General features: G+C 69.5%; 16 protein-coding genes and 1 pseudogene. 7 read left to right on the forward strand and 10 right to left on the reverse strand.

Going from position 1 to position 13,771, the window contains the following annotated elements; translation table 11 throughout:
• Positions 1-47: 47 nt before the first annotated feature.
• Complete coding sequence (locus tag BGN98_RS14415) at positions 48-455, reverse strand: DUF4307 domain-containing protein (RefSeq protein WP_005052566.1); 408 nt, start codon at positions 453-455, stop codon at positions 48-50.
• A gap of 63 nt (positions 456-518) precedes the next feature.
• On the opposite strand from BGN98_RS14415, the gene BGN98_RS14420 reads away from it, so the two are divergent.
• Complete coding sequence (locus BGN98_RS14420) at positions 519-833, forward strand: hypothetical protein (protein WP_288121763.1); 315 nt, start codon at positions 519-521, stop codon at positions 831-833.
• 37 nt (positions 834-870) lie between these two features.
• Here the strand turns inward: BGN98_RS14420 and trhA are convergent, their stop codons facing one another.
• The gene (gene trhA / locus BGN98_RS14425; RefSeq protein ID WP_288121773.1) at positions 871-1,575 is read right to left on the reverse strand and encodes a PAQR family membrane homeostasis protein TrhA; all 705 of its coding nucleotides are present in this window, start codon (positions 1,573-1,575) and stop codon (positions 871-873) included.
• Between the two features lie 121 nt (positions 1,576-1,696).
• Between trhA and BGN98_RS14430 the strand changes: the two genes are divergently transcribed.
• From BGN98_RS14430 to phoH2, 3 genes are all read left to right on the forward strand, one after another.
• Positions 1,697-2,482: an isoprenyl transferase gene (locus BGN98_RS14430; RefSeq protein ID WP_005052573.1), complete on the forward strand. Its 786-nt coding sequence runs from the start codon at positions 1,697-1,699 to the stop codon at positions 2,480-2,482.
• 43 nt (positions 2,483-2,525) lie between these two features.
• Entirely contained in the window at positions 2,526-3,779 is a 1,254-nt protein-coding gene (locus BGN98_RS14435) for an aminotransferase class V-fold PLP-dependent enzyme (protein ID WP_288121764.1), read from the forward strand.
• Positions 3,780-3,943: 164 nt separating this feature from the next.
• The gene (gene phoH2 / locus BGN98_RS14440; RefSeq protein ID WP_204947376.1) at positions 3,944-5,299 is read left to right on the forward strand and encodes an RNA 5'-3' helicase PhoH2; all 1,356 of its coding nucleotides are present in this window, start codon (positions 3,944-3,946) and stop codon (positions 5,297-5,299) included.
• A gap of 37 nt (positions 5,300-5,336) precedes the next feature.
• Here phoH2 and BGN98_RS14445 read toward each other — a convergent pair whose 3' ends face one another.
• From BGN98_RS14445 to xseA, 7 genes are read right to left on the reverse strand one after another with little or no spacing between them, the layout of a single operon-like run.
• On the reverse strand, positions 5,337-5,993 hold the full coding sequence (locus BGN98_RS14445) for a response regulator transcription factor (protein ID WP_005052579.1): 657 nt from the start codon (positions 5,991-5,993) through the stop codon (positions 5,337-5,339).
• Positions 5,990-6,982: a sensor histidine kinase gene (locus tag BGN98_RS14450; protein WP_288121765.1), complete on the reverse strand. Its 993-nt coding sequence runs from the start codon at positions 6,980-6,982 to the stop codon at positions 5,990-5,992. The genes BGN98_RS14445 and BGN98_RS14450 overlap by 4 nt, the downstream gene beginning before the upstream one ends.
• Positions 6,983-7,017: 35 nt before the next feature.
• Entirely contained in the window at positions 7,018-8,415 is a 1,398-nt protein-coding gene (locus BGN98_RS14455; protein WP_039412314.1) for a class II fumarate hydratase, read from the reverse strand.
• A gap of 59 nt (positions 8,416-8,474) precedes the next feature.
• Positions 8,475-9,125, reverse strand: a complete 651-nt coding sequence (locus tag BGN98_RS14460) for a carbonic anhydrase (protein ID WP_288121766.1) — start codon at positions 9,123-9,125, stop codon at positions 8,475-8,477.
• Positions 9,122-9,748 carry a DUF4245 family protein gene (locus BGN98_RS14465; RefSeq protein WP_288121767.1) on the reverse strand — a complete coding sequence of 209 codons (627 nt, stop codon included), beginning with the start codon at positions 9,746-9,748 and terminating at the stop codon, positions 9,122-9,124. Before BGN98_RS14465 ends, BGN98_RS14460 begins: the two co-directional genes overlap by 4 nt.
• Positions 9,748-9,978 carry an exodeoxyribonuclease VII small subunit gene (locus BGN98_RS14470; RefSeq protein ID WP_005052590.1) on the reverse strand — a complete coding sequence of 77 codons (231 nt, stop codon included), beginning with the start codon at positions 9,976-9,978 and terminating at the stop codon, positions 9,748-9,750. Before BGN98_RS14470 ends, BGN98_RS14465 begins: the two co-directional genes overlap by 1 nt.
• A 1-nt stretch (position 9,979) precedes the next feature.
• Entirely contained in the window at positions 9,980-11,263 is a 1,284-nt protein-coding gene (gene xseA / locus BGN98_RS14475; RefSeq protein ID WP_288121768.1) for an exodeoxyribonuclease VII large subunit, read from the reverse strand.
• Positions 11,264-11,324: 61 nt separating this feature from the next.
• Here xseA and BGN98_RS14480 point away from each other — a divergent pair, with 61 nt between their 5' ends.
• From BGN98_RS14480 to BGN98_RS14490, 3 genes are read left to right on the forward strand one after another with little or no spacing between them, the layout of a single operon-like run.
• Positions 11,325-12,386, forward strand: coding sequence for a 4-hydroxy-3-methylbut-2-enyl diphosphate reductase (locus BGN98_RS14480; protein ID WP_288121769.1), 1,062 nt, complete (start codon positions 11,325-11,327; stop codon positions 12,384-12,386).
• Positions 12,383-12,952: a DUF6264 family protein gene (locus BGN98_RS14485; protein WP_288121770.1), complete on the forward strand. Its 570-nt coding sequence runs from the start codon at positions 12,383-12,385 to the stop codon at positions 12,950-12,952. The genes BGN98_RS14480 and BGN98_RS14485 overlap by 4 nt, the downstream gene beginning before the upstream one ends.
• A complete protein-coding gene (locus tag BGN98_RS14490) occupies positions 12,949-13,518 on the forward strand; it encodes an MOSC domain-containing protein (protein WP_036318399.1) in 570 nt (189 codons plus the stop codon). Before BGN98_RS14485 ends, BGN98_RS14490 begins: the two co-directional genes overlap by 4 nt.
• Before the next feature lie 113 nt (positions 13,519-13,631).
• On the opposite strand, the pseudogene BGN98_RS14495 reads toward BGN98_RS14490, so the two are convergent.
• Positions 13,632-13,771: pseudogene (locus tag BGN98_RS14495) on the reverse strand (class II fructose-bisphosphate aldolase); the annotation flags it as partial.

Here is a 13,771-nt window from a genome sequence, read left to right on the forward strand (position 1 = left end):
TATGCCAAACGCCCCGGCAGCTGCCAGGGCGCATGTGTCGAATCAGCCTACGGGATCCAGCACGAGGGGACCAAACCGGTCGTCGCAGCGGCGGTGGTCGCCACCCGCTCGCTGAACGTGCGGCTGTGGGCGTCGTCGGCCGGGTAGGAGACGACCTTCCACCCGACGATGCCGTGCTCCTCGTCCTGGGCCTCGACCACGCAGCTGACGGCGCTTCCGCGCGCCAGCGTGAGCTGGAAATCGACCGTCACGCTGTGCGGAGCATCGCTGAGATCGAATCCGGTGACGTCGATGTCCACGGACTGAGCCGCCTGCGTGTAGGTGTTCCATCCGAAGTAGCCGATGAGGGCGAGAACGACCGCGCCCCCGAGGATCCAGGTCCAGCGACGGCGCCCCGCGCTGCGTGCTCGGCCGTAGCGGTCGTCGAGCTCCTGCTGTGTGCGCATCGCGGTCATGACACTTCCCGAGGTTCTAGGCTGGACTTCCAGGCTAGGCGCTCCGCGCGGAACAGAGGAACGATGCACGCACTGACGATCGCGCTGTCGGCGATCGCCGACCCGGCGATTCCGACTCCCACCATGACGGTCAACCCTGACGCGGTCACTCCGGGGTTTGTGGGCTTCGTCGGCATCGCGGTGGTCGCCATCGCCGTGATCTTCCTCCTCATCGACATGCTGCGACGCATCCGTCGCGCCGGCTACCGTGCGGAGATCGCCGAAGAACTCGACGCGACGACTCAGGCGGATGCCGAGGCGCGCGCCCACGAGCAGGCGGCGGCGGCCGTCGAGGCGAGCGACACCGACGACCAGGACATCGACCCCGCCTCACGCTGACGCCGGTGCGCCGTGGATCCGACCGGTACGCGCCGGCTCAGCCCGCGGCGCCCAGAGAGGGCACGAGCGGGTTCAGCGCGATCAGCAGACACGCCGTCCAATGGCAAAGGAAAGCCAGCACGGTGCACACGTGGAAGATCTCGTGGAACCCGAAGTGGCCCGGCCACGGGTTCGGCTTCTTCAGCGCGTAGACGATCGCTCCGCCGGTGTACAGCAACCCGCCGACGATGACGAGGACCATCATCGCGAGGTTCGCCTGCAGCAGGTCGACGATGTACATCACCGCTGCCCACCCCAGCAGAAGGTAGAGCGCCACGTAGAGCCACCGCGGGGCGTTGATCCAGAAGACGCGGAACAGGATGCCGAGGATCGCGCCCGACCAGACCAGCACGAGCAGGAGGGTGCCCTTGTCGGGCGTCAGCGCCAGCACGGCGATCGGCGTGTAGGTGCCCGCGATCAGCAGCAGGATGTTGGCGTGGTCGATGCGCTTGAGCACCGCCTTGGTCGTCGGCTCCCAGGTGAACCGGTGATACAGCGCGGAGTTGCCGAACAGGAGGAGCGAGGTCACCATGAAGACGACCGCTGCCCACTTCGCGGCCGCACCCTGAGCGAAGACGATGAGCAGGACCCCGGCGGCCACGGCGACCGGGAATGTTCCGGCGTGGATCCAGCCACGCCACGTGGGCTTCAGCTCGACTTGTGCACGGACGGAGCCGGCTTCGAGAAGCGGGAGCTGGGGCATGTCGGCGCCCTCGGCGGATGCGTGTCGGGTCACGGCACCGAGCCTACGCGCAGCCTCATGCCGTCTTCCGCACGTATCCTGTGTGCGGTCGGGGCAGGGGCTCGCGCGGTAGCGTAGGAACGTGACACCCACCGGTTCGGGCGAGGGGCGTGGATTCCTCTATCGCCTCTACAGTTCGCGCCTGCGTCGCGAGTTGACCCCCGACACCGTTCCCCACCACGTCGCGATGATGATCGACGGCAATCGTCGCTGGGCGCGTCAGGCCGGCTTCACGACGGTCGCGCACGGACACCGTGCCGGAGCCGCGAAGATGCACGAGTTCCTGCGCTGGTGCGACGATCTCGGCATCCGTGTGGTCTCGCTCTACCTGCTGTCCACCGACAACCTCACCAAGCGCGACTCGCAGGAGCTCGCCGATCTCATCGAGATCATCGCCGAGCTCGCCGACGAACTCTCGCTCGAGCCCGGCTGGCGCGTGCAGCACGTGGGTCGTGCGGAGATGCTGCCACCGGACCTGGCCCGCGTGTTACGGACGGCGGAGGAGCGGACGGCCGGAAACACGGGCCTGCACGTGAACCTCGCGGTCGGCTACGGCGGACGAAGCGAGATCGTCGACGCCGTTCGCAGCATCATCGCGCAGCACGACGAGCGCGGCGGCTCGCTCGAAGAGCTCGCCGCCAGCCTCACCCCGGAGCAGATCGGCGAGCATCTGTACACCGGAGGGCAGGCCGATCCCGATCTGGTGATCCGTACCTCCGGCGAGCAGCGTCTCAGCGACTTCCTGCTCTGGCAGTCGGCGCATTCCGAGTTCTACTTCGTCGAAGCGCTCGGGCCGGATCTGCGCGAGGTCGACTTCCTCCGCGCGATCCGCGACTACGCCACGCGCGATCGCCGCTACGGCAGCTGACGGGGGCCACGCGATCCGTCCCCCAACGACTCGGCGTGGGACAATGGGCGACGTGAACGACCTGCAGCCCTACCTCGATACCTTCGACAGCGCAGCGGGGTATCTGGACTGGGCGGCATTCGGACCGCTCTCGCCGGCGGTTCGAGCCGAGACCCTGGCCGACGCGGAGCTTCTCGGCAGCGGGCGCCGTTCGGGCATCGATCTGGTGTCGGAGAGATCCGACGAGGCGCGCGGGCTGGTCGCACAGGTTCTCGGATGCGCCGTCGACGAGGTCGTGTTGCAGCCGTCGACGACCCACGGACTGCAGCACGCGATGCAGGGGCTTCGTGGCACGGTCATCGTCTCGGCTCAGGAGTTTCCCGCCCTGCGGGTGACGGCACGCCGCGCGCAGGACGCTCGCGGTGTGCTCTCGGTTCGCGAGATCGAGCCCGTCGCCGGGATCGTCACGGCGGATGCCGTGGCGGAGGCGCTCGATGACGATGTCACCGCCGTCGCCGTCAGCCTGGTCGATTTCCGCACGGGCGCTGTCGCCGACGTGCGGGAGATTCGTGAGCGGATCGGCGACCGCCTGCTGATCGTCGATGCCGTTCAGGGCTTCGGCGTCGTCGACGCCGACTGGGATGCGGCCGATGTCGTCTGCGGCAACGGATACAAGTGGCTTCGGGCCGGCCGGGGCACCGGCTTCGCGAGGTTCTCCGATCGGGCGCGCGAACGGATCGAGCCGGTGCTGTCAGGGATTTCCGGCATGCAGGGCGACGCGACCAGCGTGGGTGTGCCGGCGCCGCTGCCGACAGCGGCCGCATACCAGGTCGCCCCGACCGACCACCTCGCTGCCGGTCGCCTCGCGGCGGCGTTGCGCGAAGTGGTCGACGCGGGCATTCCCGCCATCGCCGCCGAGCTGCGCGCACGCGCACGGGCCGTGATGGAGCTCGCCGATCGCTACGGGGTCCCCGTCCTCACCCCGCGCGACCGGCACGCGGGCATTGTGGCGCTGCAGCCTGCACCTCACGAGGCGGCGCCGCTGGCCGCAGCTCTCGCCAATCAGGGCGTCACCGTCACCGCCCGCGGCACCACGATCCGGGTCGCGCCGCACGTGGGAACGGGCGCCGACAGCTTCGTCCTGCTCGGCGACGCGCTGGCCGAGGTCGCCGCCAGCCGCGTCATCATCGACCCCGCTCCCGCGGCGCTCGCGCTGTCCGAGCCCGGTTCTGCGGATGACGCGCCGATCTCGCTCGAGGTCGTCGCACCCCCCGCGGAGGCCGTCGAGGCTGCGTCCGCCGACGACATCACACGTTAACGTCCCCGTCATCGACCGGCGGCGTGTCGCGGCTGGCGCGCCAGCATCGCCGGCCGTACGGTCATCACATCGGGCAAGGCGCCCGGTCGGGTCGGCCTCCACACGACTCGTGGCCACGGTCGACTCGAAACTGCCGGGTGCTCCACCCGGGGCGGGAGTGAGTTGTGACCACACGGGCTTCACTGCAGCAACGCCGGATCGATGAGAGCGTCGAGGGGGCCGCGGACACCGATCTGCGGACCTACGTCCTCGACACCTCCGTGCTCCTGAGCGATCCGCGCGCGTTCTTCCGGTTCGCGGAGCATTCCGTCGTCGTCCCCGTGGTGGTGATCACGGAGCTCGAAGGCAAGCGGCACGACCCGGAGATCGGCTACTTCGCCCGGCAGGCTCTGCGCCACCTCGACGAGCTGCGTGTCGAGCACGGTCGACTGGACTTCGCCGTCCCCGTCGGGGAGGGGGGAACGCTGCGTGTCGAGCTGACCAACACCGATTCCTCCGTTCTGCCCGCCGGCATGCGCCTCGGCGACAACGACACGCGGATCCTCTCCGTCGCCATGCACCTCGCTGCCGACGGTCAGCAGGTCACGGTCGTCTCCAAGGACCTCCCGATGCGCGTCAAGGCCGCCTCCCTCGGCATCCACGCCGAGGAGTATCTCGCGGAGCAGGCCGTCGACAGCGGGTGGACGGGCATCGCCGACATCGCGATCTCCGGCGACGACATGAGTGACCTCTACGAGGCGGAGGTCGCGACCAGCGACGAGGTGCGCGGCTTCCCGGTGAACACGGGACTCGTGATCCACTCCGAGCGGGGGTCGGCTCTCGGCCGGGTCACGGGAGACGGCGCATTCCGTCTCGTCCGCGGCGACCGGGACGTGTTCGGGCTGCACGGCCGCAGCGCCGAGCAGCGCATCGCGATCGACCTGCTCATGGATCCCGAGGTCGGGATCGTCTCTCTCGGCGGACGTGCGGGAACGGGGAAGTCGGCCCTCGCCCTCTGCGCCGGCTTGGATGCCGTCCTCGAGCGCCAGCAGCAGAAGAAGATCATCGTCTTCCGCCCGCTCTTCGCCGTCGGCGGCCAGGAGCTCGGCTACCTGCCGGGCGACCAGTCTGAGAAGATGAACCCGTGGGGGCAGGCGGTCTTCGACACCCTCGGCTCGGTGGTCTCCGGAAACGTCCTCGAGGAAGTCGTCGCGCGGGGGATGCTCGAGGTGCTGCCGCTGACGCACATCCGCGGACGTTCTCTGCACGACGCTTTCGTGATCGTCGATGAGGCGCAGTCGCTCGAACGCAACGTGCTGCTCACGGTACTCAGTCGGATCGGACAGAACTCGCGCGTCGTGCTGACCCACGATGTCGGCCAGCGTGACAACCTCCGCGTCGGCCGCCACGACGGCATCGCCTCCGTGATCGAGACGCTGAAGGGGCACAGCCTCTTCGGTCACGTGACACTCGTGAGATCCGAGCGTTCCGCCATCGCCGCGCTCGTCACCGATCTGCTGGAGCAGGGCGAGCTGAGCTGACGCGGCCCGCCCGTACCCGCGCCGTCCGCGGCGAGGTCTACTCCCAGCGGTAGCCCTCGCCGCGGACAGTCGCGATGTGGTCGGCGCCGAGCTTTGCCCGCAGATACCGCACGTAGACGTCCACGACGTTCGAGCCCGGATCGAAGTCGAGGCCCCAAATGCGGCTGAGCAGCGTCTCACGCGTGAGAACCTCACCGGCGTGCCGCAGGAACTGCTCAGCGAGTGCGAACTCGCGCGCGGAGAGGTCGACGTCGTGACCGGCCACCGTGCAGCGGCGCGCCAGCAAGTCGAGCGTCACATCCCCGCGGGAGAGGACCATCGTGATGGCACCCGTGCGCTCCCGAAGACGCGAGCGCACGCGCGCCATCAGCTCCGCGAGGGAGAACGGCTTCGGAACGTAGTCGCTGGCCCCGGCATCCAGACCGTCCACCGCGTCGCGGGCCGAACTGCGAGCCGTCAGCATGATGACCGGGAGGGACTGCCCGTCGCCGCGCAGGCGCCGGAGAACCTCGAATCCGTCCATGCCCGGCAGCCCGACGTCGAGGATCACGAGGTCGATGTCGCCTCGCGACGCGCGTTCGAGCCCGGCGGCGCCGTCCTCGCAGGCGGTCGTCTCATACCCTTCGGCCGACAGGGCGCGCGTGACCATCGACACGATATGCGGCTCGTCGTCGACGATGAGGATGCGAGTCATCCGGAGGCCTCCCGTTGTTGGACGACATCCCCCGCACGCACCGGTGTGGGCAGCGTCGCCTGCGTGCCGATGGGGATCTCGATGGTGAAGGTGGCACCGCCACCCGGCGTGTCGGCCACGGTGCAGTGACCGCCGTGGGCCTTCGCGATCGCGTCGACGATGGCGAGGCCGAGGCCCGATCCGCCGACCGACCGCTTGCCCGTGCCGCGGTCGAAGCGACGGAAGATGCGGTGGCGGACGGCGGGCGCGATTCCCGGGCCGTGATCGCGCACCCACAGCTGAGCTCCGGAGGGATGCACGGCGCTGCCGATCTCGATCGCCGAGCCGGCGGGGGTGTACTTCGCCGCGTTGTCGGCCAGTTGCAGCCACGCCTGCAGGAGGCGATCACGGTCGCCGTGGATGATCCCTGCTGCGCGTTGCTCGACCCCCCAGTCGTGGTCCGCGATGACGGCGACCAGCTCCGCGACGCGTCGGGTCAGCGCGTCCAGATCGACATCTCCCATTGTGAAGCTGTCGCTTTCGACGGCGGCCAGCAGGTCGATGTCGCCGATCAAGCGCGTCATGCGATCGAGTTCGGCGATGCCGAGCGCACGCGTCGCCGCGACGTCGGAGGGGTCGGCGGCATCCATGAGCTCCAGGTGTCCGCGCACGATCGTGATCGGCGTCTTCAACTCGTGTCGCACGTCGTCCAGGAGCCGGCGCTGGGCGTCGAAGAGAGCATCGGGGCTCTCGAGGCCGTCAGGCAGCTCTGGCGTCTGGCGTCTCTCGTCCAGGAGCAGCCAGCCCACCAGTGCCGTCACCGCGAGTGTCAGAGCCGCTGCAGCGGCGAAGACGACGACCGAGACCCAGGTGGTCGGCGCGCCGGTCGCGGCGTGGACCGAGAGCAGCGCGACCGCCGTCAGTCCGAATCCCGCCGCGACCACGGCCAGGACGACGCCGAGCCCGCGTGCGCGCCTTGCCGCACGGGGAGGGCGGACGGCGCGATTCACCCTCTGATTATGAACCCGACAGGGGGAGCAGGCGATCAGCCGGGGTGCGTCATCGACAGAAGGTCGAGCTTCGTGTCGAGTTGCTCCTCGGTCAGCTCTCCTCTTTCGACGTAGCCGAGGTCGATCACAGCCTCGCGCACCGTGATGCCCTTGGCGACGGCGTGCTTGGCGATCTTCGCCGCCGCTTCGTAGCCGATGAGCTTGTTGAGCGGGGTCACGATCGACGGCGACATCCCGGCGAAGGCGGCGGCGCGCTCGAGGTTCGCTTCCAGACCGTCGACCGTCTTGTCGGCCAGCACGCGCATCGCGTTCGACAGCAGGCGGATCGACTCCAGCAGGGCCGTGCCCATGACCGGGATCGCGACGTTCAGCTCGAACGAGCCGGATGCGCCCGCCCAGGCCACCGTCGCGTCGTTGCCGATCACGCGCGCGCACACCATGAGGGTCGCCTCGGGGACGACCGGGTTCACCTTGCCGGGCATGATCGAGGACCCGGGCTGCAGGTCGGGGATGTGCAACTCGCCGAGGCCGGTGTTGGGGCCCGATCCCATCCATCGCAGGTCGTTATTGATCTTCGTCAGCGAGACCGCGATCGTGCGCAGGGCGCCGGATGCCTCGACCAGGCCGTCGCGGTTGGCCTGCGCCTCGAAGTGGTCGTGCGCTTCGGTGATGGGAAGTTCGGTCTCTTCGGCCAGGAGCGCGATGACCTTCTGCGGGAAGCCGAGTGGTGTGTTGATGCCGGTGCCGACGGCCGTGCCGCCCAACGGCACCTCGCCCACGCGGGGAAGCACGGCACGCACCCGCTCGATGCCGAGGCGGATCTGGCGCGCATACCCCCCGAACTCCTGCCCGAGGGTCACGGGAGTCGCATCCATGAGGTGCGTGCGGCCCGACTTCACGGCGTCCTTCCACAGGAGCGCCTTCGCCTCCAGGGCGACAGCGAGGTGGTCGAGGGCGGGGATGAGGTCGTCGATGAGCGCCTGTGTGACGGCGATGTGGACGGAGGTCGGGAAGACGTCGTTGGACGACTGCGATGCATTGACGTGATCGTTCGGATGCACCGGCGCGCCGAGCTTCTGCGTCGCGAGTGAGGCGAGTACCTCGTTCATGTTCATGTTCGACGAGGTGCCCGATCCCGTCTGGTATGTGTCCACGGGGAAGTGGGCGTCGTATCGACCGGTGATGACGTCGTCGGCGGCAGCCGCGATCGCATCGGCGATCGCGCCATCAAGGGTTCCAAGTTCCTTGTTGGCCAGCGCCGCGGCCTTCTTGATGCGCGCAAGCGCGGCGATCTGCGTCGACTCCAGCCCGGTGCCCGAGATCGGGAAGTTCTCCACGGCGCGCTGGGTCTGTGCGGCGTAGAGAGCGTCCTTCGGCACGCGCACCTCGCCCATCGTGTCGTGTTCGATGCGGTACTCGGTGGTCTCGGTCATTGCGGTCACGTCCTCGTTTCCTGTGCGTCTTCGGTTGTGGTGTCGGCCGGGCGCCCGGCTCAGGCCGTCTGGAGGCCTACGGCGACGTGCGGCACCGCCGTGCCCTCGCTCAGCCGGTAGTTCGCGCCCACGATGCCCAGTCGGCCCTCGGCGACGGCGTCGGCGATGAGCCGCGACGAGGAGAGCAGGTCGTCGACCGTGTTCTTGAGGTGCTCCCGTCCGACGTCTTCGGCGTCCAGCTCCCGCGGGTCGACCTCGCCGCCGGCATCGCGGAGCACGGTGCGTGCCGCCGGCACGATGCGCGCGATCAGGCGCCAGATGTGCGGGGGGAGTTCGGGGGAGCCGAGTGCGGTGGAGTCGATCGCGGCGCGCACGGCACCGCACGCGTCGTGTGCGAGCACGATGATGAGCGAGACATCCAGCGCCGCGACGGCATACTCCAGGCTGGCCACCGCGGAGTCCGAGGCGACCTGGCCGGCGTTACGGACGACGAACAGGTCGCCGAGGCCCTGATCGAAGATGATCTCCGCCGCCAGGCGTGAATCCGCACAGCCGAACAGCGCGGCCCGCGGGGTCTGGGCGGCAGCGAGCTCGTTGCGCCGCTCGACGTCCTGTCGCGGATGGCGCGGCTCACCTGCGACGAAACGGGCGTTGCCCTCGAGCATCTCCTCCCAGACGAGCGAAGGGGTGGGGCGGACGGTTGCGTTCATCTCTTCTCCTCGCGCATGGTCAGAATCTGATCGGTGACGCCCGACGCCGCGACGGCGGCCGTTGCGGCGTCGGTCGCCCCGTAGATCAGCACCGTGTCGGAGCCGGCACTCGTCGAGATGGCGTACGAGACCGTGTCGGTGCGGGCGGCGGCAGGGATCGTGTACTCGTCCCAGGCGATCCCGTCGATGGTGACGCTGCCGGAGGGCGCGAACCCGCCCAGCACCTTCGTCGCCCATCCGGCGTCGGCGTCGACGCCCTGTGCCACGCGCACGTAGCCGCTCGGCGGTGCATACACGACGCGCCACATCGAGCCCTCCAGTCGCGCCGAGTTGGCGCGCCAGTTCTCGGGGACGACAGGAACCAGGAGGGGATGGCCGATGGATGCCGACGCGCTCTGCGCGGCTGCGGCCACGTCCGCTTCCTCGGGGTCGGGAAGCGAACCGCGGGGCACGCCGAAGTAGACCACGGCGACGACGGCCATCGTGACGAGGAGGGCAGCCACCAGGTTGCGGAAGGTCTTGCTCTGGCGGTAGGCCCGCGACGCGGCCGCCTTGCGGTCGGCGGTCTCGGCGGGTGTCTCGGGACGGCCGAGTTCCGCGACGATGCGAGGAGCCGATGCCATCACGAGTCCGCGTCCGCGGGACGGGCGGCATCGAGAAGCCGCTTCGCGCCGAGCAGCCACTCCTCGCACCGCGCAGCGAGAGCCTCGCCCCGGGTCCAGAGGGCGAGCGACTGCTCGAGGGTCGGGGCACCCTGCTCGAGTTCGGCCACGACGCGGACGAGTTCGTCCCGGGCCTGCTCGAACGACAGATCGGCGACGTCGGTGGCCGTGTCGCTGGTCATGGCGTCCATTCTAGGGCGCCCCGCCGACGTCTTCTGCGAGTGGGCCCTCCGATCGGGCGGTGAACGAGCCGTCGGCGACGGTGACCGTCACCGCGGTGCCGGCCGGTACCTGACGAGCGTCGCGGACGATGACGCCGGCCTCCAGATGCGCGATGGCGTAGCCACGTTCGAGCGTCGCACCGGGGGAGAGGGCGCGCAGGGACGCGCGCAGCTGCGCCGTCGTGCGTTCCGCGGCATCCATCCGTCGGTGCACGATGTCGCGGCCGCGCGAGACGAGGGTCCAGAGCTCGTGGGTGCGGGGCGTGAGCAGCGACTCGGGCGTCCGCAGCACGGGACGCGAGCGCAGCTGTTCGAGCTGGGCGATATCGTGCCCGACCCGCTGCGTCAGACGGGTGCGCGCGCGCGAGCGCAGCTGGTTGACGAGCGCGCGCTGCTCCGCGACGTCGGGGACGACGCGCTTGGCGGCATCCGTCGGTGTCGACGCCCGTACGTCCGCGACGTCGTCGAGCAGCGGATGGTCGTTCTCGTGGCCGATCGCGGAGACGACCGGCGTGGATGCCGCGGCCACCGCACGCACCAGGCGTTCATCGCTGAAGCCGAGCAGGGTCTGCGGATCGCCGCCGCCGCGGGCGATGATGATCACGTCGACCTCCGGGTCGGCGTCGAGCGCCGTGAGCGCCGCGATCGTTTCGGGAACGCAGCGCTCGCCCTGGACGGCGGCATGGATCGTGCGGAAGCGGACGCCCGGCCAGCGCAGTTCGGCGTTGCGGTGAACATCCTTCTCGGCGTCGCTGCGCTCACCGGTGATGAGGCCGACGAGCTGCGGGAGGAAGGGGAGGCGCTTCTTGCGGGCGGGGTCGAACAGCCCCTCCGCCCGGAGCTGCCCGCGGAGCTTCTCGAGCCGCTCGAGCTGATCGCCGAGGCCCGTGTGGCGCATCGCGGAGACGGTGAAGGTGAAGTCCCCGGTCTTCACGAAGAAGTCGCTCTTCACGCACGCCACCACGAGGTCGCCGACCTTGAGGTCGTCGGGCAGGCGCTGCAGGGTGGATGACCACAGACGGAACGAGAGCATCGCGTCGCCGTTCGCGTCCTTCAAACGCCCGAAGACGTGTCCGCCGCGAAGGTTCCATGCGGTGATCTCACCCTCGACCCAGACGGATCCCCACGTCGAGACGAACCCGCGGATGGTCTCGTTCAGACGCGAGACCGACGTCGGTGCGTCCGCGCGCGACTCTCGCGGTGCGACAGCATCGGGGGGAGGGACGTGCCCGGGAGCGGACGCGAACGATGCCATCGATGCCTTTCCGCCGCGCGCATGCGGCCCTCACTCAGCCCGCTCTCCCTAGAATCAAGGGGTGAGCAGCACAGCCATCCGTCTTCCGACGCCCCATGTTCCAGGCCCGCTCGGACGGCTTCAGGATAACCCGGTCCCCGGACACAAGCGGGTGCTCCTCGCCTCGCCGCGAGGGTACTGCGCCGGCGTCGACCGCGCAGTGATCGCGGTCGAGAAGGCGCTGGAGCGCTACGGCGCGCCCGTCTACGTGCGCAAGCAGATCGTGCACAACATCCACGTCGTCACCGAGCTCGAGGCGAAGGGGGCCGTCTTCGTCGAGGAGGTCGACGAGGTGCCCGAAGGCGCCCACGTCGTCTTCAGCGCGCACGGCGTCTCGCCCGCTGTCGTGAACACGGCATCCGATCGGGGCCTTCAGGCCATCGACGCCACCTGTCCCCTCGTGACGAAGGTGCACCGCGAGGCGGTGCGCTTCGCCCGCGACGACTTCGAGATCCTGCTCATCGGCCACGACGGCCATGAAGAGGTCGAGGGAACGGCAGGAGAGGCCCCCGACCACGTCACCGTCGTCAACTCGCCCGAGGAAGCCGATCGGGTCGTCGTGAAAGATCCGGCGAAGGTCGTCTGGCTGTCGCAGACGACGCTCTCGGTCGACGAGACCATGGAGACGGTTCGCCGTCTGCGCGAGCGTTTTCCCGAGCTTCAGGATCCGCCGTCGGACGACATCTGCTACGCCACGCAGAACCGCCAGGTCGCCATCAAGAAGGTCGCCAAGGATGCCGACCTCGTCATCGTCGTCGGTTCGGCGAACTCCTCCAACTCGGTCCGACTCGTCGAGGTGGCGCTGGAGTACGGGGCGAAGGCGGCCTACCGCGTCGACTACGCCCACGAGATCCAGCAGGACTGGCTCGACGGCGTCGAGACGGTGGGCGTCACCAGCGGCGCCTCGGTGCCCGAGGTGCTCGTGCAAGAGGTGCTGGCCGACCTCGCGGGCGCCGGCTATGCCGACGTCGAGCAGGTGCGGACGGCGGAGGAGGATCTGATGTTCTCGCTTCCCAAGGAGCTCCGCCAGGATGCGAGTGGACGTCGGGACGACCGTGCACTGGGCGGGCGGTCGCGCGGATGACCGACCCGACCGGATCGTCGACGCACGCGCAGACGCCGCGCCCGCGTCCGCAGTACGGCGAGTATGCGAGCCCGGAGGAGCAGCGGGCGCGCATCCAGCAGCCCGAGACGGCTTCCGTCTCGCCGCATCCGGCGCTGCCGCACACGGTGCCGAGCCGCGCGCACCCGCCCACCGCGCCCGCCACGACGGCTGCCGCGCGCCCGACGCGCGCCGCGGACCGCATCATCACGTTCGCCCTTCTCGTGTACGGTCTCGTGACCGTCGTCAGCGCGGTGCCGCAGCTGTGGGACTTCTCCGGGTTCGCACAGACCTGGATGCAGGTGGCCGGCATCGACGCGACCTTCACCAACACGGCGCAGGGCGAGCTGTGGGGTCGTATCGGCGCCTTCGTCTTCATCGGCGGGTGGATGCTCACCGCGTTGCTGTCGTGGGTGTCGCTGCGTGCGCGTCGCCTGTCATGGTGGATTCCCCTCGCCGGGGCGATCGTGACCTTCATCCTCGCCACGGTGTGCCTGACGGTGCCGCTGCTCGGCGACCCTGCAATCGTCACCCACTTCGCCCGATGAGCGACACGGGGCGCCTTCTCGCCGTCTGCGTCGTACGGGCGCTGCGCCCTGACGCCGGATCACTCGGTGTGACAGCGATCGATAAGGCCGCGGTCGACGGGGCGGTGCGCCTCGGACGCTACGGCGCGTATGCCGATGTGCAGGCGAATCGGAAGCACCATGGTGGCCTGGACAAGGCTCTGTATGCGTACGCGCAGGAGGACGCCGAGTTCTGGGAGACGCAGCTGCGGGCGCCTCTCCCGCCCGGATGGTTCGGCGAGAACCTCCGTGTCGAGGGGCTCGACGTCAATCGTGCCCGTATCGGCGAGCAGTGGCGGATCGGGGAGACGGCCGTCGTCGAGGTGACGATGCCGCGGACACCGTGCCAGACCTTCGCCCGCTGGGTGCGCACCGTCGACCGGTCGGCGGAACGCGGCTGGGTGCGGCGGTTCTCGGCAGAACGGCGGCTCGGTCCCTACCTGCGCGTCGTGCGTACGGGCTCCGTCCGCGCGGGCGATCCCATCCGGGTGATCCACGTGCCCGACGGTGCTCCGGGACTGCTCGACGCGTACGTCGACCCTGCCTGATCGCAGCGACCGCACCCGCCTTCAGCGCGGCGCGGCACCGCACATCGCGGCGCCGGATACCGACGAGAAACGCCCCCGGAGACGTGAGCTCCGGGGGCGTTTCTCGATGCGGATCAGAGGCTGATGGAGTGACCAGCCGAACCGAGCTGCTGTGTCGCCTCGACGACGCGAGCGGCCATGGCCGTCTCGGCCACCTTGCCCCAGGCACGCGGGTCGTAGGCCTCCTTGTTGCCCACCTCGCCGTCGACCTTCA

Source organism: Microbacterium sp. 69-7 (assembly GCF_001897985.1).
In the GTDB taxonomy this organism is placed as follows: domain Bacteria; phylum Actinomycetota; class Actinomycetes; order Actinomycetales; family Microbacteriaceae; genus Microbacterium; species Microbacterium laevaniformans.

What these genes read in the sequence shown, in the direction of transcription:
- BGN98_RS14420 (WP_288121763.1), top strand. Translation starts at nt 519, where the DNA reads ATGCACGCACTGACGATCGCGCTGTCGGCGATCGCCGACCCGGCGATT.
- BGN98_RS14460 (WP_288121766.1), bottom strand. Translation starts at nt 9,125, where the DNA reads ATGAACGCAACCGTCCGCCCCACCCCTTCGCTCGTCTGGGAGGAGATG.
- BGN98_RS14470 (WP_005052590.1), bottom strand. Translation starts at nt 9,978, where the DNA reads ATGGACGCCATGACCAGCGACACGGCCACCGACGTCGCCGATCTGTCG.
- BGN98_RS14455 (WP_039412314.1), bottom strand. Translation starts at nt 8,415, where the DNA reads ATGACCGAGACCACCGAGTACCGCATCGAACACGACACGATGGGCGAG.
- BGN98_RS14445 (WP_005052579.1), bottom strand. Translation starts at nt 5,993, where the DNA reads ATGACTCGCATCCTCATCGTCGACGACGAGCCGCATATCGTGTCGATG.
- BGN98_RS14435 (WP_288121764.1), top strand. Translation starts at nt 2,526, where the DNA reads ATGGGCGACGTGAACGACCTGCAGCCCTACCTCGATACCTTCGACAGC.
- BGN98_RS14465 (WP_288121767.1), bottom strand. Translation starts at nt 9,748, where the DNA reads ATGGCATCGGCTCCTCGCATCGTCGCGGAACTCGGCCGTCCCGAGACA.
- xseA (WP_288121768.1), bottom strand. Translation starts at nt 11,263, where the DNA reads ATGGCATCGTTCGCGTCCGCTCCCGGGCACGTCCCTCCCCCCGATGCT.
- BGN98_RS14490 (WP_036318399.1), top strand. Translation starts at nt 12,949, where the DNA reads ATGAGCGACACGGGGCGCCTTCTCGCCGTCTGCGTCGTACGGGCGCTG.
- trhA (WP_288121773.1), bottom strand. Translation starts at nt 1,575, where the DNA reads ATGCCCCAGCTCCCGCTTCTCGAAGCCGGCTCCGTCCGTGCACAAGTC.
- BGN98_RS14415 (WP_005052566.1), bottom strand. Translation starts at nt 455, where the DNA reads ATGACCGCGATGCGCACACAGCAGGAGCTCGACGACCGCTACGGCCGA.
- BGN98_RS14485 (WP_288121770.1), top strand. Translation starts at nt 12,383, where the DNA reads ATGACCGACCCGACCGGATCGTCGACGCACGCGCAGACGCCGCGCCCG.